A 23,038-nucleotide genomic window follows, 5' to 3' on the forward strand; every position below is an offset into this window, starting at 1 on the left:
GTTTCAGGAGATTTGCCGCCTGCTTTCTTGGTTGCCGCTTGTGCCCGCCAGTTGTAAAGGTTCTTTGAATTGACATCCAGTTGCTCGGCGATCTCCGGCACGGATTGATCCGTGCTGTTTATCAGGTCGACAGCACGATCCTTGAACTCCTGGGTGTACCGTTTCAATTGTCGTTTGCTCATCAAGACACCTCTTCTTATGTGGGAGTCCTATTCTCCCTCAGAAATAGTGTCCAAAAAAGTGTAACCACCTCAACTTTGTTGTACATAACGACCAGAAAATGGCGGCCCTGTTCATTGAATCGTACCGACTTGGTGTTTGGTACTTTGGCGCACGAATAAGAAAAGGTTACGTCAATACCGAGTTCCCACACAGGGCTGTTTCCCACAATTCCACAACCCCGAGGGAATTTGTGGGGTTCTTGTGGGCTATGGAGATATGGAAAACAGCCCACTGGAATTTGGTTGACAGGGGTGCCTCAGAAGAAGTGTATCCACCTCATCAATGAGTGTAGAAGATTTACTGGAAGATATGGAACAGCCAAGGTGTTGATTGTGCTGTGAGGGGAGATGAAAGGGCGGCTCATCAGAGCCGCCCTTTGCCACAGCGGGTGTAAGGAGTGAGGGAGAAGGCACACCCACTGTGATGGGTGGGACGCGTGGCGGGTTAAGCCTGCGCCCCCTTCTTTTTGAGATCTGCAAAGAGATCCCTAAGAAAGAAAGTGCAATGCAAGGGGTTGTCAAAATGTTCCACGGCCAACTCATCTTTGGTGTGATAAGCTCGTGCCGAATGACGTAGAACCATAGAAATCCGCCGGTTAAAGGGTGAGGGTTTGACCAACAGGGTAGCTAACGCCTCAAACAGTCCCTTCACCGCCGCGCTATTGGCCCCTTCTTCCAGTAGCTCCTCCCCGTGCTGAGTCAGTAGGGTGTAGTAGTCCTGCATCTGAGGCTCTTCAACTGTGGTGGGGTCCAACATGATTACAGTCCGTTCTCTTTTTGGAATGCCTTGGCCTCTTTGCACTGGCTTACGAGCGCTTCACTCAGCTCTGGCAGGCGATCAAATTCACTCCAGAGGGTATCTTCCACAATATCGTGGATCTCCCCGGCGGTCTCTGATGCAATACGTTTGAGCTTTGCTAAGCTCTTTTTTAACTCTTTTACTTCATTTGACATGGTATCTCCTTACTGTCTCTATGTGGTGGGGTCTGCCTCCCGCGTAGCCAAGCCAGTGGAGAACTGCTCCAGACTCAGGGCCACCTCACCAGGCATAAGATTCTCCAGATAGTCGGCGTACTTCACCGCTTTGTAGCGGGCCAAAACCGCATCCACATCCATCTCGTCGGTCAAACGTTCCCCATCCAGAAAATCCAACGCATAGGTGGCCATGGCCACCTTCTCATCCCTACCTCGCCAAGGCTTGCCGCCGACCTCCTCAAAGTGACCCTCATCATCCACCTGTAGAATCCAGTAGCAAGGTTCAATACCCAGCGCTTGCGGGGATTGGCCCACCCAGGAGAGTCGTTTAGAGGTTTCCTCATCCACCTGATGCTGACGGCACCACCCTTGGGCCTCTTCCTGCTCGTAGGTAAAGTTCAAGCAGCCAGACATGGAGGTGGTGAAGCGGTGGTAGGCGTTATCTGGGGCGGTGGTCTCCAGGCGTCGCAGATAGCCTACAAAACGTCCATTGCGAAAGCCAATGTGAAAGGAGAGGGGAGGCCCGCTATTGATATCGGGCCGCTCCGATTCTTCTAGAGGGGCTTGTGCAATGGGTATAATGCCCAATCCACTAGGGGTTGTGTTGATCATGGGGTAACCGTCGGCTGCCCTGAAAAGGTCACCAGAACGTCCTCATCTCGGGCGATAAACTGACACGCCAAACGGTATTTGGGGGGGATATCATTGACCTCACACTTCTCAATCTCATCTTTGCTGATTTTACCCAGAGAGAGCAGAATCTCTTTCTCTTTATCGGTCAGGTGCATACCCATGGTGGGTTTGCCAGAGAGCTGTTTTACTTCAATAATGCAGGAGCCACACTCACCATCCTGGCAATCAAAAGGGATCTTGATATCCTCTTTGTGCGCGATGCTCAGCATGGTGCCGTTGTGTCCGGCAATGGCATAGACGGTCTTATCCCGGCTCATGGTGGGGGAACTGAATGTAATGTTAGGCATAACTTACTCCTCTAGGGGGGGCCGTTAAACAATAGGGGTTTCCAGCGCCTTTTGGGTCTGGTTAAAGACATACTCCGGGTGGTTATCCAACTCTTGGGCATGCATTAAAAGCGGTTCGGGCAGGGTGAAAAAGCGTTCACCAAACTGAACCTGATAGCGCACTTTCTGGGGGGCATCAGTGAAAACATCGGTGATGGTGCCGTTCTCCCCCTCAGGGATGAGCAACTGTCCCTCTTTGTTAATCTCCACCTTGGCAACCACCCGGTCACGGGGTTCAAATTCGGTGTTAACCCAGGGAAGCTCCGCATCTTGCAACTCCGACTCGCGGCACCCGACCACTAGATCCTCATCAATGAAGTGCATCTCATAAATGACATACTCCTGCAGGAAGACCCCTGCGCGACGCACATATCCCACCGTACCTCGGCGGATGAGAATCTCCCCGGTCCGTTTTCCCGGAAAGGTGCCATCGTTACGAATAGTTTTGGTCAAGCGAAGGGCCTGCCCATCCTGATATTTTTGCTCAATAATGGCTTGATCCATTGTCTCACTCCTTTTAAAGCCTTCCTTAACAGGGGGCCGATGGGCCGCCTGTGATTATCCCGCTCTGCGCTGCCATGGCCTCACTCCATGGGGCACCGGGGTGGAAAAAATTTGGGTCTGTTGATAAAAGCGGCGTAATTCATTGGGTTGAGGGGGGCGCTTGTGCCGGGTGGCAAAACGACGCACCTTAGCCAGCAGATGGCTGGCCTGCTCGCTGGATAGGATAATCCCCAGACGTGCGTAGGCAGCCTCCACCCCACGACGGCCAGAGTGTTTACCCAAAATCAGCTCATGCTCCCGACCCAAGGGGATGGGATCCACCCCCTGATAGTTGCGATGATCCTTAAGCAGGCCATCGACATGGATGCCCGACTCATGTTGAAAGACGGCACTGCCAACGACGCTCTTTTGGCACGATATAGCCCGCCCCGAAGCGGTAGCCACTGCTTCAGAAAGGGGTTGTAGATGGTGATAGGCAATACCACTGTAACCCCCGTGGAGGGTCTCCAGAGCCACCGCAACCTCTTCCAGAGCCGCGTTGCCAGCCCGTTCACCCAGGCCATTGACTGTGGTGTTGGCGTGGGTGGCGCCACCTCGGATGGCGGCCAGGGTGTTGGCGGTGGCCAAGCCCAGATCGTTGTGGGCGTGGATCTCCAACTCCAGATCCAGGTTTTCCCTGAGCCGCTTAAACCGCTCATAGGTGGTAAAGGGATCCATAATGCCCATGGTGTCGGCAAATCGCAGGCGCGTGGCCCCCGCCCGTTGGGCGGTCTCCCCTATCTGTAGGAGAAAATCCATATCGGCCCGCGAGGCATCCTCACATCCCAGACAGATGGCAATGCCGGTGCTGTCGATGGTGTGACGAACCAAACGGTCAATGGAGGAGAGTACCCAGGCACGATCTTTTTTCAGCTTGTGCACAATCTGCTGATCCGATGCAGAGGTAGAAAGGTCGGCCATATGCACACCTAGTCCGGGGAGGTGTGCGATATCGGCTGTGTGCATGCGCAGCCAGACTAGAAGGCGGGCCTTCAGCCCCAAACCGGCAATGGCTTGAATCTCCTCCCGCTCCTGACGGCCCATAGCGGGAATACCTACCTCCAACTCTGGCACACCGGCTCTGTCCAGTAGGGTGGCGATCTGCAGCTTCTCTTCCTGTGTGAAAGCCACACCAGCTGACTGCTCCCCATCCCGCAAAGTGGTATCATCAAGAATTACAGGCAGTGTCATGACCTCTCTCCTTACGCAGCTGGTTAGGCTGCAATCTCCATCTCGGCGTGGCTGTGACAATCCTTGGGGCAGACCCGGGAACAGGCGGCACATCCGATACAGTCATCGGCATCGGCGATGCTCATTACATAGGCCACATCATCATCGAAGCCGTCGTCATCCCAATCTTCTTCCTCCTCATCACTCTCAATTTCATCGCTCTCAACCAGCTCAAAAACATCCCGTGGGCACACCTTGTAGCAGCGCCCACAGCCGATGCAGTTTTTGTGGTTTAGGTTGACGATAAATTCGGGAGTCCAATCATTGCCTCCCCGTGTGATGCTGGTAAAAACACCCATTGTTTCACTCCAGTTCAAAGGGTTACTTGCTGTGTCGTTATGCTTACATGCCAGCTACATCGGGATATTTTCCAATCAGTGCAATGGCGACGCTGAGCAGTTTGTCCGCCTCATCTTTCATCTTGGAGGCATCCTCAAAACCGAAGCGGTGGACATCCCGCAGCACTCGATCCAGTGCCACCAACTTGCCAACCAGAATGTGCACTGTGCCGAACCCTTCGTGGCTAATGTTGATGATGGGCTTAGCCATTAGGTTGCACTCTTGCTCAATGAGCATGGATATGGCGTTGTAGAAGGCAGCCACGCGGGAGATGGTAGCTGGATTCGGATCCCCCACAACGGGGATCTCTTTACGCTGTGCTTTGGTGATAAAGTAGGGGGTGAGTAGCTTTTCCGGGGTCTGCTTGTCTTGTACTCCATAGGTGTCCAGGGCGCGGAGTTGTTTGATCATCTCCTGAAAAAAGTCAGACTCATAAATGGTTGTATCACTCATGATATTGATTTCCTTGATTTCTGGGGCAGGTTATGCCCCGTTTATTCTTCCCACTGCTCGTCCAACTCAGCGTCGAAATTGCAGATTTTTTTATCCATTAGGCTTTTACTCCAGCTCATCCATGGGGCTGGGTCATACTGCATCTTGTGGCGGATTTCGCCGATCAATGTTTCGATGCGCATTTTCTCATCGAGTCGGATGGGGCTTGTACCCTGGGCCAGCAACTGACGGGCGGCGGAACCTCCTACGGCCAAACAGTAGATTGCTTGGCAGGGGGCAAGGGCCTTTAGTCGAGGGGGCAGTTTGGCTTCATTGCCATCCTGTTTTTCCTCCTCAAAGGTAATCACCTCCTGTAGTTGGCTGCCGCTGGGATGGATTAGATAGAGGGCAAACTTGCGGCAGGTGCCGAAGTGTTGATCCACGTTCTGCAAATCCCCTGTGGCAAAGGCAACGGTGAGTCCAGGCTGTACCGCGACCTCATGGGAGGTGGAATCAACCACCTTGAGACGACGCGGTGAACTGCTCATGGGTCTGCTCCTCCTGTGGTTGATCATTCACCGCTGGTTCCACTCGGTAGGGGGAGCGGTAGGGCTCCAGGCCATGTTTCTCCCGATGCATCATCAGATTGGCCAGGTCAAATAGGGCCTGACATCCTCCCTGATAGCCGATCCAGCAGCGGGACTGAGCCCCAATCTGATCGTAGAGGGGGTAGCCGGCACGCAGGATGGGGCTGTGGTTCCGCTCCGCCAACTCCGCCACATGGCTGTTGCCGATGAACAGATCAGCCTCACTGCTCTGGGCCATATCCTGAAGATCTTCCAGATCTCCAATCTTGACCGTTTCGTAAGGGCTCGCTTTTAGCTCATTGCTGCCCATGGAGCTGACTATCGCTACAGGATCCAATCCACACTCCATAAAGAAGGGGTGCCAACTGAGCAGCATCTCGGGATCCCCCGCGATAGCCACTTTGCGCCGAGTGAGGAAAAAATGGGTGTCCAGCAAGGCATCCTGGTACTGTTTGCGCTGGTGGGTGTAGCGACTGGGAACTGGTTTGCGACTCAGTTTGGAGAGCAGCATAAGCAGTCGATCCATGGCCCCGGCACCCATAAGGCTCTCAAAACGATGATCTTCCACCCCGGTGCGCTCCTTAAGGAGGTCGGCGCAGATGTTCATGCCGCTGCCGATCACCAATGTAGCGTGGGCGTAGCTCGCTTTTTTGAAGTCTTCAATAGTGGCTCCCCCGGTGGTCACAGGGGAGAATTCCGAGTCGTTCAGGTGGCCATCGAGAGAGCGGGAGATGTCCGGCATCACGATGGGGTTGAGATCAAATTCCTGTACGATGTCTTTGAGCGCTTCAATATCCCCTGGGGTGAGATTGGGGCCGACTAAAATATTGATGCGTTGTGAATCCCGTTGCAGTAGAGCCATTCTCTCTTCGGGCACCCAGCTGCGAATAAAGGCGCCCACCGCCCGGCCATAACCACTCTCCAGCGCGCCACTGAAGTCGGGGGTATTCACTGTAATTACCTCTGTCTGGGCATGCTGGGGGTAGTTTTCACGAAACTGGCGCACCACCCGGTGCACATCGGAACCCTGACATTCGGTTAACCCAGTGGTTACCAGACCCACCACACGGGTCTGCTCATTGCTGCACAGTACATTCAGTCCTTCGGTAATGTTATCATCCCCCCCCATCACCGTAGAGACCTGATCCATGGCGGTGGTTTGCAAAGGGATGGGTTCGCGGAAATGGCGCACAAAGAACACTTTGGTAAATGCGGTGCAGCCTTGTGAACCGTGAAGCATGGGGATGGCCCCTTCAATGCCCATGAAGGCCAGGGTGGCCCCTACCGGTTGACTCGCTTTGGCCGGCTCTACAGCCAGCGCTTTTTTGCGTCCAATTAACTGAGCCATTACACCATCTCCTCTTGCTGCCAAGGGGCATCGCTGCGGGCGATGGACCAGACGGGACTGTCTATGGTGATGCAGAGCTGCTTGGCAAGTTCTAGCATTCCTTCATACCCGGCATAGGCGTATTCCCGCTCCTGGTTGATATCCAGGAAGGGGACCCGCCCTTTGAGGGCGGTGAACATGTTGCGTCCACCGGCAATCAGCACATCTGCTTTCTGTTGCGCTACAATATCCAGCAGCAGACGGGGTTTGCCCTCTTCAAGCATAATCGCTTCTTCCCCCATCAACGCCTTGATGCGGGCCTTATCCTGTTCGGTGGATTTACGTGTACCGGTAGCCACCACTTCCATCCCCAAATCCTGTAGTGCGGAGACCACAGACCAGGATTTTACTCCCCCGGTGTAGAGCAGTGCTCGTTTGCCTTTCAGCTTCTTTCGCCAGGGCACCAAAGCGGCATCAATGCGGGCCTCTTCCTGTGCAATGAGCGTCTCGGTGCGTTGGGTGAGATCTGGGTCATTGATCAGCTCAGCAAAGCTGCGCAGCGCGTGGGACATATCCCGTACCCCATAAAAGCTGCCCTCAAACCAAGGCGTGTGGTAGCGCTCTTCCAACTTGCGGGAGAGGTTGATCAATGCTTTGGAGCAGACCAGCATGTTGGCCTCTGAGCGGTGCATGACCTGCACATCGTTAAAGCGGGTATCCCCTGAGAGCGTGCAGAGCACCCGCAAACCCAACTTATCCAGAAGAGGGTGCACATGCCAAAACTCACCGGCAATATTGAACTCACCAATCAGATTGATGTTGTGTACCTTGATACCGGGGCGTTGGGCGGATTCAGGAATGGGATCCGGCTCAGCGCTGCCTACCACATGTTTTAAAACCGCCTCACCGGCGATTCGGTTACCCAGGTTCTTGGTGCCGTAAAAGCCAGCAGAATCTACTGGAATAACGGGAATATCGTAGCGCTCGGAGGCTGCTGTACAGATGGCATCTAAATCATCACCGATGAGTGCCGGGATGCAGGTTTGGTAGACAAACACGGCAGCCGGTTTATAACGGGTGATGGCCTGTTTGATGCCGTGTAGCAGCCGTTTTTCCCCCCGACCCATAATGATGTCCTGCTCTGTGAGGTCGGTGGTCATACCCAGGCGGTAGAGTGCAGGCCCCGAAGAGCGCGCGCCCCGACCATCCCAGGAACTACCTGCACAGGCGATGGAGCCGTGTACAATGTGTGCCACATCCGCAATGGGGAAAAGGGCGATCATGCTGCCATCAAAACTGCATCCCCCAGCGGTTGCTCCGGGTTTTAGCTTGGCACACCCCGATTTAGACTTATCGTTGTGTTCGCATGCTGGCTCATCGAGCAACTCCGCAATCTCTTGCTGTTTCATGGGCCCTCTCCATGAAGGTTTAATAAAAAATAACTCACTCCTACTGTTCTCTGCTTCAAACAGAATGCCAAGTATAAGATTATGAAATAAAAGGATAACAGTTGAGTTTGTGTTGTCGTTGTTGTGCGATTGAAGGGTTTTTGTAAGCTTTGCGACACGGCTTTAGGGCAGGCTGTTTTTATAATGGAAAAGCGGAGGATGGGAAGGAGAGAGCGAATGCAACTGTAGGGGGGAGATAGAGAGGTTCGGTTTCCCTGGAAATGAGCGTATAGCGTATCTAGAGGAGGTCTAGGGGAGGGGATAGCTAAACGAATAGCAGAAGTTTAAACCTAGATTCGGTAGTTGTGTGCCTTACTTAACGCACCCTCTAAGCGCTTGCAAAAGCCTTATGACCAACAAGGTGACTGCGGTTTTTACAAACGCACGATGCACACTCCTATAGTACACCTTGTCATCACCCCTAACTGCCGAATCTAGGTTAAATGGGTGTGCTCAAAGCCAGGGAGCCTATTCTCCCCGGCCAGAGACCCGTTCCCTTTACGCCACGGACTTAGCCATTACTTTGGCCAGCCAGGGGGGTGGGGCATCTGCTAAGGTTTTTTGCAGATCCTCGAGCAGGGTTTGGGAGGTCCCCCCTTTTGGAAACTTCATGGGGTGGATGCCCGCCCGTACTACTTTGGCCGCAGCAGGGCCACCAACGGAGACCACAAAAAGCAGATTGCAGTCATTAATCAGCGCCACACGAGGATCGTTCTTAATGGCGGGATCATCGGTCATCTTCTCCGCATAGAGATGCAGCGTTGAACGTCGATCCACCTGTGTAATAGCACCGGGGGAGACATCATAGATCTCAAACTGGCTGCAGGAACCAAAGTGGCCATCGGTCTGTCCATCGGTTTGTGACGCGGTGGCGACACGCACCGAGTTGGGCTCTTTGGGAATCTCTTTTCGGTTCTCCTGCAACGTCTCTAGAATCTGCGCATTGGGGCCTTCTACCAGCAGGGTATAAGCGCTGTCTAACTGGGCCGTATCCGGGGCACTGCCCAGGATCTTCTGCAGGCCGGAAGAGAAGGCACTCTTGTCCAGTTTAGCAAATTTTTTAGGGGTAAAGGGTAGACCCAGCAGGGACTCCAGAAGGGTTACTAACTGCTTGGGTTCCAGATTGGAGATCTGCTTGGTCGCGATCCCCATGCGAAGGGCGAGTTCGGTGTTCTTGGCCATCTTCCACCTCGTTGGGTTAAGAGGGGTGGGGGAAATTAGTCGCCCCGGTTGGCACGTACCTCAATGGGGAGGTTCGGTACGGGGCAAATGGGATCAAACTTGAGCCGTGTGCCATCATCCAACTCAAAATTACCGCCAAATTTTTCTGCATCATCAAACTCGATGGAGATCACTTTGGCCTCTAGATCTTTCTTGGGTATATAGCAGGTCAGTACCCCTTGATCGTCTCTACGCATCATCACCTTGGGCATGGGCTCTCTCCTTATAATATAAAAGGGTAAGCCACTCCACCCAGGGGTGGAGTGGCTCTGGTGGTATCTGAATTAACGTACTAAATCGTAGTTATAATCCGTCGTACCATAGCCCATGGTCTTTTCGTCCAGATCTTCCAGTACCGCGTTAACCAGGGTGGTGAGAATGGTCATAGCTCCCTCGTAACCCAAGGTGGTGGAGCGGTGTAGGTGGTGACGATCATGGATGGGGAAGCCAAGGCGAATCAGCTTTACTTCATGCTCTTTACCTTTGTGCAAGGTGTCTCGCTGGATGAACTTGCCGTAGCTGTTGCCGATCATGAAGTCGGGCTTGCGGTCAAACACCAAAGAGCGGAAGTGCCACAGATCTTTACCAACATGCACTTCGGTTTCTTGACCATAAGGGGAGTCGCGCAACATTTTGGTCATCGCTTTGCCCCAACGTTTATTGGCATTGTTGCAGAGAATATGTACCGGCTCGGCCCCAAGCTCCATGAGGAAGTTGCTCATCCCCATGAGGAAGTCTGGATCACCAAAGAGGCTGAACTTCTTACCGTGTAACCAGGAGTGGGAGTCGGTAATCATATCTACCAGACGGCCCCGTTCCAACTCGATGGATGCAGGGATAGGCTTGCCAGTGAGTTCTGAGATCTTCATCAGATACTCATCGGTCCAGGTCAGACCCATGGGGGGGTTAACGACGTTGAGGGGCTGCTGCCAAGTATCCTTGAGATACTTTTTGGTCTTTACCAGACCCCAAGGCTGAAGTAGCAGTGTATCGATGGCATTGGGGGTATCTTTTACATCCTCCAGTTCGGTGCCGCCTTCGTACATGCGATACTTACCATCCGCTGGTGTGTCGAGCACCTCTGAGGGATCGGAGAGCAGGGTGTAGGGGACATCCATCTCTTCCATGTAACGTTTAAGAATCCGGTAATTGCCCAGATAGGTCTCAAAACCGGGAACCAGATTGATCTTACCGTTGGAACCCACCACGGCACTCTCGTGCTTATCCAGGGTGAAGTAACGGATGATCCCTTCCATCATGTTGTCCCACCCGGTGATGTGGCTACCCACAAAGCTGGGGGTGTGAGCGGAAGGTACAGGCAGTTCCTGGGGAACGCTGCCTTTTTTCTTGGCGTTGGTGATGAAAGAGTGCAGATCATCACCGATCACCTCCGCCATACAGGTGGTGGAAACAGCGATCATATCTGGCTTGTAAAGAGCGTTGGCATTCTCCAGGCCAGCATCCATGTTCTTGTGGCCACCAAACACAGCGGCATCTTCAGTCATGGAGTCCGATACACACGCGATGGGCTCTTTGAAGTGACGGTTAAAGTAGGTGCGGAAGTAAGCTACACATCCTTGGGAGCCATGCACATAGGGCAGGGTACCCTTAAAGCCCAGCGAGCAGAGCACAGAACCCAAAGGCTGACACGCCTTAGCTGGGTTAATGGTGAGGGCTTCCCGCTGGAAGTTCAGCTCTTTGTACTCTGGAGATGTGGTCCACTGGTACATCTCTTCCAGCTTCTCATCATCCACCTTCTCTTCATACTTCTTCTGCTTGTTTGTGATGGACTCGATGTACTCTTCATCACGAAACAGGGGGAAACAGGGTTTGATATCTTCGACAGTGTTACTCATTTTATCGCTCCTTCCGCGCCACTAATCTGTGGACTGGCGGATAAGATGTCTATTTGAGGCAAGCCAATTCTGTTCGCGCCACAGAGCGCGGGTGGGCAGGTGGTCTGTTTTACCATGTGACAACACACCTGCTACCCGCTGCTCCCAGGCCCGTTTGAACTCAACCAAATCGCATGCCGTACTTGAACGGAATCGGCTTGTGATACCCGCTATCCAGGTGTCACGAAGATCCGCAGATTACTGCTTCCAAGGGGCCTTCATAGTGCCCCAGCAGGGGTTGTTCACGGTCATATCCATATCTCGTGCAAAGATGGAGAAGCCATCGTAACCGTGATAGGGGCCGGAGTAGTCCCAGGAGTGCATCTGACGGAAAGGAATACCCATCTTCTGGAAGATGTACTTCTCCTTAATGCCACTACCGATCAGGTCGGGTTGAACCCGCTCAACGAACTTTTCAAATTCGTAACCGGTGACATCATCATAGATAAGGGTGGAGTCCTTCATCTCAGGCAGGGTTCGGTCGTAGTCATCATTATGACCAAACTCATAACCGGTACCCACCACCTCCATGCCTAGATCTTCATAGGCCCCGATGACGTGACGAGGGCGTAAACCACCGATGTAGAGCATGACCTTCTTGCCTTCTAGACGAGGGCGATACTTGTCGATAACCCCTTGCATGATGGGGGTGTACTTGGCGATCACCCGCTCAGCACCCTCTTTGATGGTGTCATCAAACTGTTCAGCAATCTTGCGCAGAGATTCGGCAATCTTGGTGGGGCCAAAGAAGTTATACTCCATCCAGGGAATGCCAAACTTGGCTTCCATATGACGGGAGATGTAGTTCATGGAGCGGTAGCAGTGGATCAGGTTCAGTTGTACTGCAGGGGTCATCTCCATCTCGGAGAGGGTGCCGTCACCGGACCACTGAGCCACCACATTCAGGCCCATCTCTTCCAGCAAGATCCGGGAGGCCCAGGCATCTCCGCCGATGTTGTAGTCACCGATGATGGAGACATCATAAGGGCCGGGCTCAGGCAACTTACCTTCGCGGCGATCTAAGACCCAGTCCCGTACCGCATCGTTGGCGATGTGGTGACCCAGAGATTGAGAGACCCCACGGAAACCTTCACAGCGAACAGGAACAACCGGCTTGTTGATCGCTTCTCCAGTTTTACGGGCAACCGCCTCGATATCATCCCCAATCAGACCGATCGGGCACTCAGACTGAACGGACATACCTTTCATTAAGGGGAAGAGACCTTCCGCTTCATGAACGATCTTCTCCAGCTTTTTGTCCCCACCGAACACCACATCTTTTTCCTGGAAGTCGGATGTGAAGTTCATGGTACCGAAGGTGTTTACCCCGGTGTGACCCACATAGTAGTTACGACGCCCAGCCCGGGAGTACTGACCACAACCCACCGGACCATGAGAGAGGTGGATCATATCTTTAATGGGCCCCCAAACCACACCCTTAGAGCCTGCGTAGGCGCAACCGCGAATGGTCATCGTGCCGGGCAAGGATTTACGGTTGGAGGTGATGCATTTTTTCGATTGGGTTACTTCAGGATCGTTGACAGCCAAATGCTTTGCGCGATCCTTCTTGGCACTATCGGGATAAACCTCAAGTACCTCATCAATGAGGCTTTGCGCCTCTTCACGGGTCAATGTAGCAGCCATTTTTTTCTCCAATTCACACCCTGGGAGCACTAATCTGTGCATCACGTCAGGGAGATTGGCTCTCTGACACACGGCTGGTGTGCCAGAGAGTGGATTCTAAAAGAGGGATTAGTTGCTTAAGCTGTTGCTACTTCTTCATCAGCGGTCTGACCGATGATGGACTCATCCTCTTCCTCCAGCATGCCGTATTTCATCAGCAGGTCTTCCAACTCATCCATGGTTAGAGGCGTTGGGACAACCATATTTTTGTTATCATAGATCTTTTTTGAAAGCTGGCGGTACTGGTCTGCCTGGCCTGCTTTAGGATCGTACTCAATCACAGTCATACGACGGATCTCAGCACGTTGAACCACGTTGTCACGAGGAACAAAATGAATCATCTTGGTGCCCAGAGCTTCAGCCAGCGCTACAATCAGCTCATCTTCACGGTCTACATTACGGGAGTTACAGATCAGACCGGCCAGACGCACGTTACCGGAGCTGGCGTACTTCACAATACCCTTGGCGATGTTGTTAGCGGCGTACATAGCCATCATCTCACCGGATACCACAATGTAGATCTCTTGTGCTTTGTTCTGACGGATAGGCATAGCGAAACCGCCACACACCACGTCACCGAGCACGTCGTAGAATACAAAGTCCAGGTCCTCTTCGTAGGCCCCTTCCTCTTCCAGGAAGTTGATGGCGGTGATCACACCACGGCCTGCACAGCCCACGCCGGGCTCAGGACCGCCGGACTCCACACACTTGATGCCGCCGTAACCCTCTTTCAATACATCTTCCAGCTCCAGATCTTCCACACTCCCGGCTTCAGCAGCCAAGTGCATGATGGTGTTCTGTGCCTTGGAGTGCAGGATCAGACGTGTGGAGTCTGCCTTAGGGTCGCAGCCCACGATCATGATTTTATTTCCCGCTTCAGCTAAACCAGCCACCAGGTTCTGAGTGGTGGTGGATTTGCCGATACCGCCTTTACCGTAAATTGCGCATTGACGCAGTGCCATGGTGATTCTCCTTAAGTCCGTCAGTAGTTTCGTTGCGAATAGATCGCTTGTTATGAAACTTCGATCCCGTCCAAGCTGGTCACCGGGAACAACAGAAATTTCGTTAGCCTGCCCTGCTATAACGCAGACCCTGTACCAAGCTGGTACAAAGAGTGCAAGGTGTTGGAATGATTGAATAAAAAACAGTGTTTTAACGGTGCCGGGAGGGTGTTAAATGCGACAAAATAAGAAGGATTGTAGGGTTGCAGACAATTGGAGTGAGCTGAGCCTGGAGTTGCCAGAGCATGGGCAGCAGAGATTCAACCGTTGCAACTTTACCGCTGATGTTTTGGGCTCGTTAGGCTATCAGAAACACCCTGTGCCACTGGAGATTGTGGGCAGCCATACCCTGCACAAACGGCTTTTTGAAAAATTGGATACGATGAAGAAGAAAAAAGAGCGCGCCCAACTTTTTCAGGACTATATGACAGTACATTTTACTCTGGAGCACCCGGAGGAGGCGGGGTATACGCCCGGTAGCCGTTTTCAACGCATTAAGGCAGATTACCGGCGCATGCTCAGGGGGTGGTTGTTTAATCCGGATGGTCAGGAGGCAGCGGTGATCAAGGGGTGGGTGGTCTCCCGATTTGGGCTGTTGCCCCGCTGGCATGAAGGGGTTTTGGATGATTGCCACAGCGAGGCCTACACCCGCTATTTAAGCATGCAGGCCAATGGACTCTACAACACCAATGCTCTGGAGTCTCAGTTGGATCTGGTCTATGCGTACTGTCAGTATGAGCTACAACGCCGTTTTCCCAGTCAAGTTCACTGGATGCTCTATCGGGGTGTGAATCAGGTGGATCAATATGAGGTGCTGGCGCGGGGTGAAAAGGGGCGGCGGGTGGTGCTGCTTAATAACCTTAGCTCGTTTACCGAAGATCGGGACCGGGCCGATGAGTTTGGCGACTATATTATGGAGGTAGAAATCCCTGTCTATAAGGTGTTCTGCTACAACGCTCTCTTTCCTGGTCTGCTCAAGGGGGAGGAGGAGGTGATGGTGATCGGTGGCTTAGTGGATGTGAAAATCTGCACGATGTAAAGTTACGCAGTGAGAGAGAATGGGTAGAAAATAGGCCATGCCCGATGTGATGAACAATCAATGGAACTGCCTTTTTTTTATCCAAACAGGGGGAGGGTGCATAGTAAATGAGCGGATAAAATGGGTTAATTGAATAGTAATGTATGCATAACATCTTGACAAAGCTTAGAAACGTGGTTGGCATGCTTTATGAAGTGAGAAGTCGGTCTGTAGAGCGCGACGTACTATGAATAAAGCGCCACGGCTTGCTGGATTTCCCTATGGTGGAGAGGGTGGGCTGAAGATGCCATTACCGCATGGGCGGATGACAACTCTGTGTTTTGGAGAATCAAGATGAACCCGACTTTTATTCCTGTTGAGCGACGTGAATCTGGTTCCTTTTTGCACCTGACGCGGGCTGCTCTCATCTCATCACAACTAGAAGCGCTCCATCAGGTTAGTCGAATTTTGGGAGAAGAGGGTAATCTCACCACCCTTCTTGATGGTGTTTTGGAAGCTGTCGAGCAGATGGCGGGTATGAGCAAGAGCGTCATTACCCTCAGTGACCCGGAGAGTGGGGGGTTGTTGGTGCGGGCCATCCATAATAACAACGATGGCTTTATGCCGATCAGTGATCCCATCACCTACCGTCCTGGCGAGGGAATTATGGGGTCCATCATCGAGAATGGAAATACCTACATTTGTGAAATTCCCGCCAATGAGCAGCGTTTTTTACACCGTCTGGGGTTGCTGGATCCTGAGTTGCCCTTTATTGGCGTTCCTCTGCTGCTGAATGATAAACCGGCTGGGGTGCTAGCGGCTCAGCCAGTGTTTGGCAACCGAGCTTTTTTGCAGGAGCAAGCCCACTTTTTGGAGATGGTGGGTAATCTCATCGCCCAGAAGGTGCGCTGTGCGCAACGTTATGATCAACTCCAATCAATGCTCAATGAAAAGCAGGCAATAGATAGTAGCCGGGCCAGTTTAAGTACCGCTATGCGCATCCAGCGGGATGTTCCCTCCGATAAGGTGCTGCTGGGGGAGGATCCCTCTATGCAGGCGGTAATGGATCTGGCCCTTAAAGCGGCCCAGTGGGACAGCACGGTATTAATTACCGGGGAGTCCGGGACAGGTAAAGAGCTGGTGGCCCACACCATCCACTATCACAGCGCCCGAGCCAATCGCCCTTTTGTTAAGGTCAACTGTGCCGCTCTTTCAGATAATCTGCTGGAGTCAGAACTGTTTGGTCATGAAAAAGGGGCCTTTACTGGCGCCATTGGCACCCGTAAGGGTCGTTTTGAGATGGCCGACGGGGGGACGCTTTTTTTGGATGAGATTGGAGAGATCTCCCCCTCATTCCAGAGCAAGCTTTTGCGCGTACTGCAGGAGGGGGAGTTTGAGCGTGTCGGGGGCACCCGTACCATTCGGGTTAATGTGCGCATCGTCACCGCCACCAATCAGGATCTGCTGGCCCGCTCCCAGAGTGGACAGTTCCGTGCAGATCTCTTCTACCGTCTCTATGTGCTGCCCATTGAGATTCCCGCCCTGCGGGAGCGGATGCAGGATCTACCCATGTTAACCGAGGCACTGTTGGGGCGTATTGCCAATAAGCAAGAGCGGCCTTTGAGTATCACCAAAGAGGCCATTCGTCGTTTGATGATGTATGAGTGGGCCGGTAATGTGCGTGAGCTGGAGAACTGTCTGGAGCGGGCCTCTGTGCTCAGCCATGAAGGCCATATTGATGCATCCAACATTCAGTTTGCCCACGGGGCAGGGCGGGAGCCGTTGGTACTGCCTGCGCAGCACAGCATCCAGAATAGCACCACCCCCCTTAAAAGTGATCTGCAGGATCCCACCTTGGAGGAACGGGAGCGTGTGATGGCAGCTTTGGAGCAGGCAGGATGGGTGCAGGCCAAGGCGGCCAGGTTGTTAGGGATGACCCCGAGGCAGGTGGCCTATCGAATCAAGGTTCTGAATATCCCCATGCGTAATCTCTAAAAAGACCTTTTACAGACCAAAAAAGCCGGTGATCATTCACCGGCTTTTTTTTTAAAGAGGGTCTAGCCCTTGACTGGATTAATAAGGCAGCTCCGCTATGCCTGTTTCTCAATTGACATGAGAGTAAGGCCAAGCAGTCATGCTCCCTCCATACACAAAATGTCGCATCTGCGACAAACCCTTCTTCCAATTGTCATCCATGCAACAATGTTGCAAGTCAAATAGCTCATAAAAAACAAATAGATATAATGCTATTAAGTTGGCCTTTGCTTTGCCCTATAGAGTTACAGAAATTAATTTCTGTAACTCCATGGGAGGAAAGCATGTCTGCATCCTGTACCCCATCCAACGGTGACCCTTCGGTGAATACCCATCCCTGCTTTTCCAAGGATGCCCACCATAAATATGCCCGTATGCATCTGGCGGTAGCCCCTGCCTGTAATATCCAGTGCAACTACTGTAACCGCAAATATGACTGCACCAACGAGTCCCGCCCCGGCGTAGTCTCCGAACTGCTCACCCCTGATGAGGCGGTGGCCAAGGTGGCTGCGGTGAAAGAGAAGATTCCCCAGCTCACCGTGGTGGGCATCGCTGGACCAGGGGATCCCCTGGCCAACCCGGAGCGCACCTTTGAGGTGTGTGAGAAGGTGGGTAAGGCATTTCCCGATATCCAGCTCTGCCTTTCTACCAACGGGCTCACTCTACCGGCCCATGTGGATCGCATTAAGGCGCTGGGGGTACACCATGTCACCATCACCATAAATACCTTGGACCCCACCATCGGCAGCTATATCTACCCCTGGATCTACGCCAAAAACCGCCGCATTCGTGGGGAAAAAGGGGCGCGCCTTCTGCTGGAAAATCAGCAAAAAGGGCTCAAGGCGCTGGTGGAACAGGGGATGTTGGTGAAGGTTAACTCGGTGCTGATTCCTGGTGTAAATGATCAGCATCTGCTGGAGGTGAACCAGTGGGTGAGTGATCAGGGGGCCTTCCTACACAACATCATGCCCCTTATCAGTGCCCCGGAACACGGCACCTACTATGGCCTGATGGGGCAGCGGAACCCCTCTGATGAGGAGTTGGAGCAGATTCGTATGGCATGTACCGGTGATGTGGAGCAGATGACCCATTGTCGCCAGTGTCGTGCAGATGCCGTGGGCATGCTGGGTGAGGACCGAAATGCAGAATTCACCAAAGATCAGATTGAACTCCCCTCTCCCGCGGTCCTTGAGTTGCCCAGCTTTACCGGCCGTTCCATCATTCCCATCTCTGTGGAGCGTCCTACCAGTGAGTCTGCCTCCGTCAATCATGGGGCCCCGATGGTAGAGTCCGGGCCGGAACGGCTCATCGCCATTACTTCTGAAGATGGGGTAACCATCAATCAGCATTTTGGCCATGCAAAGCGGTTTTTGGTCTATCGGGCCAGCGCAACGGGGGTCACCTTCCTGGAGGAGCGAGACGCCAGCCGCTACTGCCATGGGGATCAGCAGTGTGGGGAGAAGGAGAGTGCCCTGGAGTTGGCCCTCAACAGCCTCAACGACTGTGAAGCGATTCTCTGTGAGCGTATCGGTTTTATGCCGTGGCAATCCTTAGAAGAGGCGGGTATTCAACCGGTTAACAAGTTTGCCGGAGAGGTCATTGAAGACGCGCTGAAGGCCTACTGTCAGGATCTGCTGGCCAAATCATCCATCAATGTGGCACAAGCCGGTTAAGGAGAAGCCCCATGGCACTAACCATTACCGACAAATGCGTCAACTGCTGGGCCTGCGATCTGGTCTGCCCCAGCGATGCCATCTCAGCGGCTGATCCGGTCTTTGTAATCGATGCCAACGCCTGCAGCGAGTGTGAGGGGGACCACGCAGAGCCCCAGTGTGCCGCCATCTGTCCTATTGAGTGCGCTATTTTGGACAGTAGTGGCACCCCCATCAATCCAGAAGGCTCCCTCACCGGGGTGCCTCCTGCGGTGCGGGCGGATTATGAAGCCCGGCAGAGTAACCAAGCCAACTAAGGGGCGCAGCCATGGCACACATCATCTTTTATGAAAAGCCGGGATGTCTAAACAATCGCCTACAAAAGGTGATGTTGACCAATGCCGGACACACCCTGGAAGTGAGAAATTTGCTGGAAGCGGCATGGAGCCCCATGACCTTGCGTCCTTTCTTTGGCAGCAGCCCGGTGACCGACTGGTTTAACCGCAGCGCACCTCAAATCAAGAGCGGGAAGTTAGACCCAGCCACTTTTGATGAACTCTCTGCCCTGCAGATGATGGTGGAGAACCCGCTGCTTATTCGCCGTCCTCTGATGCAGAGCGGCAGTGTGCGCAAAGCGGGTTTTGAACCGGAAGAGGTGGATAGCTGGGTGGGGCTACAGAAGGGACCTCTTTCGGCTGAGGAGCAGGGAGCAGTGCTGGAACTCTGTCCCGCAGAGCATCGGGCGCAAAAATGTACCGTACGTGCGGTTTAGAAGAGGTTTGGGGGCTGCAGCAATTGAGCCCATGCCCTTTTTAGGTGTCCAAACAGGTTCTCAGAGGAGGAGTCTGAGTATGAATATGAGTGCAGCAATTCGGTTGGCTTCCAGCCTGATATCCTCTCGCCCCGAGAGTACACCATTGAGCTACCGACTACGTATGCATCAGTCCGGTAATCCCAACAGTATCTTTCTGCTGGAGATGCTCTGTAGTGCAGCCATTGGGGTGGGGGGTATGCCCCGCTACTTGGGGCTGGATTGGGAGGGCTTTCGGATCCTCATGCAGCGGCATTTCTCCGGTTTGGAGCTGCACCACCTCTCCTTTATGGAGACTGCCCCTACGATAAGCGATTGTCGTAAAGAGGAAATTGATGAACTGCTACAGCTTTTTTTGGAGCATGTGGGACCCGATGGGGAGCTTGAGAAGGTGCTGATGGCCCGTATTTTGGCCGCAGGCTGCATGGCGGATAACCATCTGTGGGAAGACCTTGGCCTCACCTCCCGTACTCAACTCTCCTCCTTGATTTTAACCAATTTTCCAACCCTAAGCCAATTAAACAGCAAGAACATGAAGTGGAAACGCTTTTTTTACAAACAGCTCTGTGAGCGTGAAGGGATCTATACCTGTCGCGCGCCCTCCTGTGCCGCGTGTGGAGATTATGCTCTATGTTTCAGTCCCGAAGAAAAGTCGTAACCTCCCCTCTTGCCATCACAGATCAGGAGTCCCGTGGGGTGGCTGCCTATTGGGGGATGGCTATGGGGGATGCGTTGGGTGCGACGGTGGAGTTTATGATGCCCGCCGAGATCCAGGTCAAGCATGGCACCCACGACGCCATCATCGGTGGTGGTTGGTTGCACCTGAAAAAAGGGGAGGTTACCGACGACACCACCATGGCGCTGGCCCTGGGTGAGGGCATTCTGAATAGCCAACAGGGGATTGACCCCATTGCCATTGGGGATGCCTACGACCGTTGGATGAAGTCCAAACCGGTAGATTGCGGCAACACAGTACGCCGGGGCATCGTCCACTTCCGCCAAAAGCGGGAGAGTGGGGGTGTGATGGTGGAGGAGAATGAGTTTGATGGGGGAAATGGGGCCTGCATGCGAACCCTACCCATGGCACTGGCCACCTTGGGGCTGGCCGATGAAGAGATGGTGGCTGCCTCTCGCCTGCAGACCCATCTGACCCATAACCACCCCCTCTCTGATGCCGCAACCGAGTGTGTTAACCGTATGATTCAACAGGCCGTGCTGGGTAAGGATATCTCAGAGATTCATGCCGGGCCGGTGGTGGACCTAATTGAGAATCATAAAACCTTCACCTACCGTCGCAAACGGGCCCCCATCAATCCCGATGGCTATATTGTGGATACCATGCGGGTGGTGCTTTGGAGCCTCTTTACCACAGACAGTTTTGAAAGTTGCTTGGTGGATGTGGTGAACCGCGGGGGAGATGCAGATACCACCGGAGCCATTGCCGGGGCTATCGCAGGGGCGTTGTACGGTCTGGAAGGTCTACCCCAGCGCTGGTTTAAGGCGATGAATCAGCAGGTAATGCAACAGTGTGAAGAGCAAGCGGTGGCCTTGATTCGTCAGAGCCCGGAAAATCAGATGAAAGCGGCAGGTTAAGCCCGCTTGAGTGAGGAGTATACCGATGTCATTCAGCTCGCATGACGCCTTGATTATCGTAGATCTGCAGAAAGATTTCTGCCCTGGAGGTGCCCTTGCGGTGCCTGGTGGGGATGAGGTGGTTCCGGTGGTCAATATCTGGCAGCGCAAGATGGTTGAGGCAGGGGCGCTGATTGTGGCCTCGCGGGATTGGCATCCGGCCAACCATGTGAGCTTTCAGGGTACCTGGCCTCCCCACTGTGTACAAGAGAGTGAAGGGGCAGCTTTTCATGAGAGTTTCAACCTTCACCCCACGGCAGAGGTGGTGAGCAAAGGGGATCAGGTGGATCATGATAGCTACTCCGCCTTTAGTTCACCGGCTCTCCCCCCGCTACTTGAAAAGAGGCAGATCAAACGTGTGTGGGTATGTGGGCTGGCACTGGATTACTGCGTCAAAGCCACCGCTTTGGATGTGTTGAAAGCGGGTTATGAGACATTCCTGATCGAACCGGCCACCCGTGCGGTTAACGTGCAGCCAGAAGATGGCTCCCAGGCTCTGCAGGCGTTGCGGGATGAGGGCGTGCAGATTGTGAGGATATTCTGATGAGTCCATCCCCCCTAGCCCCCATCTCCGCCCTGCTTACCGATCTCTATCAGTTGACCATGCTGCAAAGCTACTGGCAGGAGAGCATGCAGGGGGAGGCGATCTTTGAGATGACCATCCGCCGTCTGCCCCACCAGCGCAATTTTCTCATTGCAGCGGGTATTGAAGAGGCGGTTGCCCAACTGGAGCAACTCCGGTTCAGTGAGGAAGATATTGATTACCTTCAGCAACAGGGGTTGTTTAAAGGGCCTTTTTTGGCTTGGCTGAAGGGGTTCCGCTTTAGTGGGGATATTTATGCCCTACCGGAAGGAACGCTCTTTTTCCCCCCGACACCTCTGCTGCAGGTGGTGGCCCCGCTGCCCCAGGCCCAGTTGGTAGAAACCCTATTGATGAACCAGATTCACTACCAAACAGCGATAGCCAGCAAGGGGGCGCGGGTGAAGATTGCCTGTGGTGATAAAGGGTTCATGGAGTTTGGTCTACGGCGTACCTATGGGCAGGATGCAGGTATTCAGGCCAGCCGCTGCTCCTACTTGGCTGGGGCGGATGCCACTTCTAATGTGGTGGCGGGTCGTCTTTATGACATTCCTATCTCCGGTACCATGGCTCATGCTTTTGTCATGGCCCATGAGAGTGAGTTGGCTGCTTTCCGTGCCTATCAAGCGCTCTACCCCAAGGGTGCGCTGCTGGTGGACACCTACGACACCCTGGAGGGGGTGAAAAATGTAATTCGCCTGCGGGATGAGAACCCCTCAGAGTTTGCCATCCGCGCCATCCGATTGGATTCCGGGGATCTGAATAAACTGGCGCGAACTTGTCGGCAGTTACTGGATGGGGCGAGCCTGCAAGGGGTGGCAATCTACGCTTCCGGGGGGCTGGATGAGCAGAGTATCGCCCAACTGGAAAGTCAAAAGGCCCCTATCGATGCCTATGCGGTGGGCACTAACTTGGGGGTCTGTGCCGACGCCCCCTATCTGGAGTGTGCCTATAAGTGTGTCTGGTTTGATGGCCGCCCTTTGATGAAAAAGGCCCCCGGTAAGCTCTCCTATCCCGGTCAAAAACAGCTTTACCGCCATTTTACCAAAGGGGGGGGGCTCAAACATGACCTGTTGGAGTTGAGCCATTTGCCCGCACCAGAAGGGAGTACCCCACTGCTTCAGCAGATGATGCGCGGTGGCCAACTCTTGGCTAAACCTTCCAAAAATAGCTTGGTGCAGGCCCGGAGCCGTGTGGCCGAGCAGTTAAGCAGTCTGCCGGAGCCCCTGAAAAATCTAACACCGGCCGATCCCCAGTGGCGTGTCGAGTTGGGCAGTGGCTTGTTACGTGAGATTGAGCAACTGACACAGGTAGGGTGAAGGGTGTCGCAGCTCCGACAAGGGGTTGGAATTGTTATGAATAGGACATTAAATGTTTTTAGTTTAATTGT

The 23,038-nt window shown here is 53.5% G+C and carries 26 protein-coding genes; 9 read left to right on the top strand and 17 right to left on the bottom strand.

The window, feature by feature from the left end:
* From V5T57_RS11215 to nifH, 17 genes are all read right to left on the bottom strand, one after another.
* Positions 1-182 (bottom strand): transposase (locus V5T57_RS11215; RefSeq protein WP_332891305.1); only part of this gene is annotated, 182 nt, incomplete at its 3' end.
* Positions 183-666: 484 nt separating this feature from the next.
* A complete protein-coding gene (locus tag V5T57_RS11220) occupies positions 667-978 on the bottom strand; it encodes a hypothetical protein (protein WP_332891306.1) in 312 nt (103 codons plus the stop codon).
* A gap of 2 nt (positions 979-980) precedes the next feature.
* A complete protein-coding gene (locus V5T57_RS11225) occupies positions 981-1,175 on the bottom strand; it encodes a CCE_0567 family metalloprotein (protein ID WP_332891307.1) in 195 nt (64 codons plus the stop codon).
* Between the two features lie 18 nt (positions 1,176-1,193).
* Positions 1,194-1,808 carry a hypothetical protein gene (locus tag V5T57_RS11230; protein ID WP_332891308.1) on the bottom strand — a complete coding sequence of 205 codons (615 nt, stop codon included), beginning with the start codon at positions 1,806-1,808 and terminating at the stop codon, positions 1,194-1,196.
* Complete coding sequence (locus V5T57_RS11235) at positions 1,805-2,176, bottom strand: 2Fe-2S iron-sulfur cluster-binding protein (RefSeq protein WP_332891309.1); 372 nt, start codon at positions 2,174-2,176, stop codon at positions 1,805-1,807. The genes V5T57_RS11230 and V5T57_RS11235 overlap by 4 nt, the downstream gene beginning before the upstream one ends.
* A gap of 24 nt (positions 2,177-2,200) precedes the next feature.
* Positions 2,201-2,719: a nitrogen fixation protein NifZ gene (locus V5T57_RS11240; RefSeq protein ID WP_332891310.1), complete on the bottom strand. Its 519-nt coding sequence runs from the start codon at positions 2,717-2,719 to the stop codon at positions 2,201-2,203.
* Between the two features lie 54 nt (positions 2,720-2,773).
* Positions 2,774-3,949, bottom strand: coding sequence for a homocitrate synthase (nifV, locus tag V5T57_RS11245; RefSeq protein WP_332891311.1), 1,176 nt, complete (start codon positions 3,947-3,949; stop codon positions 2,774-2,776).
* Positions 3,950-3,972: 23 nt separating this feature from the next.
* Positions 3,973-4,287, bottom strand: coding sequence for a ferredoxin III, nif-specific (fdxB, locus tag V5T57_RS11250; RefSeq protein ID WP_332891312.1), 315 nt, complete (start codon positions 4,285-4,287; stop codon positions 3,973-3,975).
* Positions 4,288-4,330: 43 nt separating this feature from the next.
* A complete protein-coding gene (locus tag V5T57_RS11255; RefSeq protein ID WP_332891313.1) occupies positions 4,331-4,780 on the bottom strand; it encodes a NifX-associated nitrogen fixation protein in 450 nt (149 codons plus the stop codon).
* 41 nt (positions 4,781-4,821) lie between these two features.
* Positions 4,822-5,307 carry a NifB/NifX family molybdenum-iron cluster-binding protein gene (locus V5T57_RS11260; RefSeq protein WP_332891314.1) on the bottom strand — a complete coding sequence of 162 codons (486 nt, stop codon included), beginning with the start codon at positions 5,305-5,307 and terminating at the stop codon, positions 4,822-4,824.
* The gene (gene nifN / locus V5T57_RS11265; protein ID WP_332891315.1) at positions 5,273-6,694 is read right to left on the bottom strand and encodes a nitrogenase iron-molybdenum cofactor biosynthesis protein NifN; all 1,422 of its coding nucleotides are present in this window, start codon (positions 6,692-6,694) and stop codon (positions 5,273-5,275) included. Before nifN ends, V5T57_RS11260 begins: the two co-directional genes overlap by 35 nt.
* A complete protein-coding gene (gene nifE / locus V5T57_RS11270) occupies positions 6,694-8,082 on the bottom strand; it encodes a nitrogenase iron-molybdenum cofactor biosynthesis protein NifE (RefSeq protein WP_332891316.1) in 1,389 nt (462 codons plus the stop codon). The genes nifN and nifE overlap by 1 nt, the downstream gene beginning before the upstream one ends.
* Positions 8,083-8,619: 537 nt before the next feature.
* Complete coding sequence (locus V5T57_RS11275) at positions 8,620-9,303, bottom strand: NifB/NifX family molybdenum-iron cluster-binding protein (protein WP_332891317.1); 684 nt, start codon at positions 9,301-9,303, stop codon at positions 8,620-8,622.
* Between the two features lie 35 nt (positions 9,304-9,338).
* Positions 9,339-9,554: a putative nitrogen fixation protein NifT gene (gene nifT, locus V5T57_RS11280; protein ID WP_332891318.1), complete on the bottom strand. Its 216-nt coding sequence runs from the start codon at positions 9,552-9,554 to the stop codon at positions 9,339-9,341.
* 72 nt (positions 9,555-9,626) lie between these two features.
* Complete coding sequence (nifK, locus tag V5T57_RS11285) at positions 9,627-11,198, bottom strand: nitrogenase molybdenum-iron protein subunit beta (protein ID WP_332891319.1); 1,572 nt, start codon at positions 11,196-11,198, stop codon at positions 9,627-9,629.
* A gap of 237 nt (positions 11,199-11,435) precedes the next feature.
* Positions 11,436-12,881, bottom strand: a complete 1,446-nt coding sequence (gene nifD / locus V5T57_RS11290; protein WP_332891320.1) for a nitrogenase molybdenum-iron protein alpha chain — start codon at positions 12,879-12,881, stop codon at positions 11,436-11,438.
* Positions 12,882-12,997: 116 nt separating this feature from the next.
* Positions 12,998-13,882, bottom strand: coding sequence for a nitrogenase iron protein (nifH, locus tag V5T57_RS11295; protein WP_332891321.1), 885 nt, complete (start codon positions 13,880-13,882; stop codon positions 12,998-13,000).
* 214 nt (positions 13,883-14,096) lie between these two features.
* Between nifH and V5T57_RS11300 the strand changes: the two genes are divergently transcribed.
* The 9 genes from V5T57_RS11300 (at position 14,097) to V5T57_RS11340 (ending at position 22,967) form a co-directional block, all read left to right on the top strand.
* Entirely contained in the window at positions 14,097-14,960 is an 864-nt protein-coding gene (locus V5T57_RS11300; RefSeq protein WP_332891322.1) for an NAD(+)--dinitrogen-reductase ADP-D-ribosyltransferase, read from the top strand.
* 333 nt (positions 14,961-15,293) lie between these two features.
* Complete coding sequence (nifA, locus tag V5T57_RS11305) at positions 15,294-16,934, top strand: nif-specific transcriptional activator NifA (RefSeq protein WP_332891323.1); 1,641 nt, start codon at positions 15,294-15,296, stop codon at positions 16,932-16,934.
* Positions 16,935-17,257: 323 nt separating this feature from the next.
* Entirely contained in the window at positions 17,258-18,646 is a 1,389-nt protein-coding gene (gene nifB, locus V5T57_RS11310) for a nitrogenase cofactor biosynthesis protein NifB (RefSeq protein WP_332891324.1), read from the top strand.
* Positions 18,647-18,657: 11 nt separating this feature from the next.
* The gene (locus V5T57_RS11315; RefSeq protein WP_332891325.1) at positions 18,658-18,942 is read left to right on the top strand and encodes a 4Fe-4S binding protein; all 285 of its coding nucleotides are present in this window, start codon (positions 18,658-18,660) and stop codon (positions 18,940-18,942) included.
* An 11-nt stretch (positions 18,943-18,953) separates the two neighbouring features.
* Positions 18,954-19,397 (top strand): ArsC/Spx/MgsR family protein, encoded by a 444-nt coding sequence (locus V5T57_RS11320; RefSeq protein ID WP_332891326.1) that lies wholly within the window; start codon positions 18,954-18,956, stop codon positions 19,395-19,397.
* Positions 19,398-19,476: 79 nt separating this feature from the next.
* Positions 19,477-20,094: a nitrogen fixation protein NifQ gene (locus V5T57_RS11325; protein WP_332891327.1), complete on the top strand. Its 618-nt coding sequence runs from the start codon at positions 19,477-19,479 to the stop codon at positions 20,092-20,094.
* Positions 20,067-21,029, top strand: a complete 963-nt coding sequence (draG, locus tag V5T57_RS11330; RefSeq protein ID WP_332891328.1) for an ADP-ribosyl-[dinitrogen reductase] hydrolase — start codon at positions 20,067-20,069, stop codon at positions 21,027-21,029. The genes V5T57_RS11325 and draG overlap by 28 nt, the downstream gene beginning before the upstream one ends.
* A 25-nt stretch (positions 21,030-21,054) precedes the next feature.
* Complete coding sequence (locus tag V5T57_RS11335) at positions 21,055-21,612, top strand: nicotinamidase (RefSeq protein WP_332891329.1); 558 nt, start codon at positions 21,055-21,057, stop codon at positions 21,610-21,612.
* On the top strand, positions 21,612-22,967 hold the full coding sequence (locus V5T57_RS11340; RefSeq protein WP_332891330.1) for a nicotinate phosphoribosyltransferase: 1,356 nt from the start codon (positions 21,612-21,614) through the stop codon (positions 22,965-22,967). The genes V5T57_RS11335 and V5T57_RS11340 overlap by 1 nt, the downstream gene beginning before the upstream one ends.
* The last annotated feature ends 71 nt before the right edge of the window (positions 22,968-23,038 follow it).

Source organism: Magnetococcus sp. PR-3, from assembly GCF_036689865.1.
Taxonomy (GTDB): Bacteria; Pseudomonadota; Magnetococcia; order Magnetococcales; family Magnetococcaceae; genus Magnetococcus.

Excerpts from the sequence above, each read along its gene's own strand:
- nifV (WP_332891311.1), bottom strand. The coding sequence starts at position 3,949 with ATGACACTGCCTGTAATTCTTGATGATACCACTTTGCGGGATGGGGAG.
- V5T57_RS11225 (WP_332891307.1), bottom strand. The coding sequence starts at position 1,175 with ATGTCAAATGAAGTAAAAGAGTTAAAAAAGAGCTTAGCAAAGCTCAAA.
- nifE (WP_332891316.1), bottom strand. The coding sequence starts at position 8,082 with ATGAAACAGCAAGAGATTGCGGAGTTGCTCGATGAGCCAGCATGCGAA.
- nifN (WP_332891315.1), bottom strand. The coding sequence starts at position 6,694 with ATGGCTCAGTTAATTGGACGCAAAAAAGCGCTGGCTGTAGAGCCGGCC.
- V5T57_RS11235 (WP_332891309.1), bottom strand. The coding sequence starts at position 2,176 with ATGCCTAACATTACATTCAGTTCCCCCACCATGAGCCGGGATAAGACC.
- nifB (WP_332891324.1), top strand. The coding sequence starts at position 17,258 with ATGTCTGCATCCTGTACCCCATCCAACGGTGACCCTTCGGTGAATACC.
- V5T57_RS11220 (WP_332891306.1), bottom strand. The coding sequence starts at position 978 with ATGTTGGACCCCACCACAGTTGAAGAGCCTCAGATGCAGGACTACTAC.
- V5T57_RS11325 (WP_332891327.1), top strand. The coding sequence starts at position 19,477 with ATGAATATGAGTGCAGCAATTCGGTTGGCTTCCAGCCTGATATCCTCT.
- draG (WP_332891328.1), top strand. The coding sequence starts at position 20,067 with ATGTTTCAGTCCCGAAGAAAAGTCGTAACCTCCCCTCTTGCCATCACA.
- V5T57_RS11320 (WP_332891326.1), top strand. The coding sequence starts at position 18,954 with ATGGCACACATCATCTTTTATGAAAAGCCGGGATGTCTAAACAATCGC.
- nifK (WP_332891319.1), bottom strand. The coding sequence starts at position 11,198 with ATGAGTAACACTGTCGAAGATATCAAACCCTGTTTCCCCCTGTTTCGT.
- nifT (WP_332891318.1), bottom strand. The coding sequence starts at position 9,554 with ATGCCCAAGGTGATGATGCGTAGAGACGATCAAGGGGTACTGACCTGC.
- V5T57_RS11230 (WP_332891308.1), bottom strand. The coding sequence starts at position 1,808 with ATGATCAACACAACCCCTAGTGGATTGGGCATTATACCCATTGCACAA.
- V5T57_RS11240 (WP_332891310.1), bottom strand. The coding sequence starts at position 2,719 with ATGGATCAAGCCATTATTGAGCAAAAATATCAGGATGGGCAGGCCCTT.
- V5T57_RS11315 (WP_332891325.1), top strand. The coding sequence starts at position 18,658 with ATGGCACTAACCATTACCGACAAATGCGTCAACTGCTGGGCCTGCGAT.
- V5T57_RS11340 (WP_332891330.1), top strand. The coding sequence starts at position 21,612 with ATGAGTCCATCCCCCCTAGCCCCCATCTCCGCCCTGCTTACCGATCTC.
- V5T57_RS11275 (WP_332891317.1), bottom strand. The coding sequence starts at position 9,303 with ATGGCCAAGAACACCGAACTCGCCCTTCGCATGGGGATCGCGACCAAG.
- nifH (WP_332891321.1), bottom strand. The coding sequence starts at position 13,882 with ATGGCACTGCGTCAATGCGCAATTTACGGTAAAGGCGGTATCGGCAAA.
- V5T57_RS11335 (WP_332891329.1), top strand. The coding sequence starts at position 21,055 with ATGTCATTCAGCTCGCATGACGCCTTGATTATCGTAGATCTGCAGAAA.
- fdxB (WP_332891312.1), bottom strand. The coding sequence starts at position 4,287 with ATGGGTGTTTTTACCAGCATCACACGGGGAGGCAATGATTGGACTCCC.
- V5T57_RS11260 (WP_332891314.1), bottom strand. The coding sequence starts at position 5,307 with ATGAGCAGTTCACCGCGTCGTCTCAAGGTGGTTGATTCCACCTCCCAT.
- V5T57_RS11300 (WP_332891322.1), top strand. The coding sequence starts at position 14,097 with ATGCGACAAAATAAGAAGGATTGTAGGGTTGCAGACAATTGGAGTGAG.
- V5T57_RS11255 (WP_332891313.1), bottom strand. The coding sequence starts at position 4,780 with ATGAGTGATACAACCATTTATGAGTCTGACTTTTTTCAGGAGATGATC.
- nifD (WP_332891320.1), bottom strand. The coding sequence starts at position 12,881 with ATGGCTGCTACATTGACCCGTGAAGAGGCGCAAAGCCTCATTGATGAG.
- nifA (WP_332891323.1), top strand. The coding sequence starts at position 15,294 with ATGAACCCGACTTTTATTCCTGTTGAGCGACGTGAATCTGGTTCCTTT.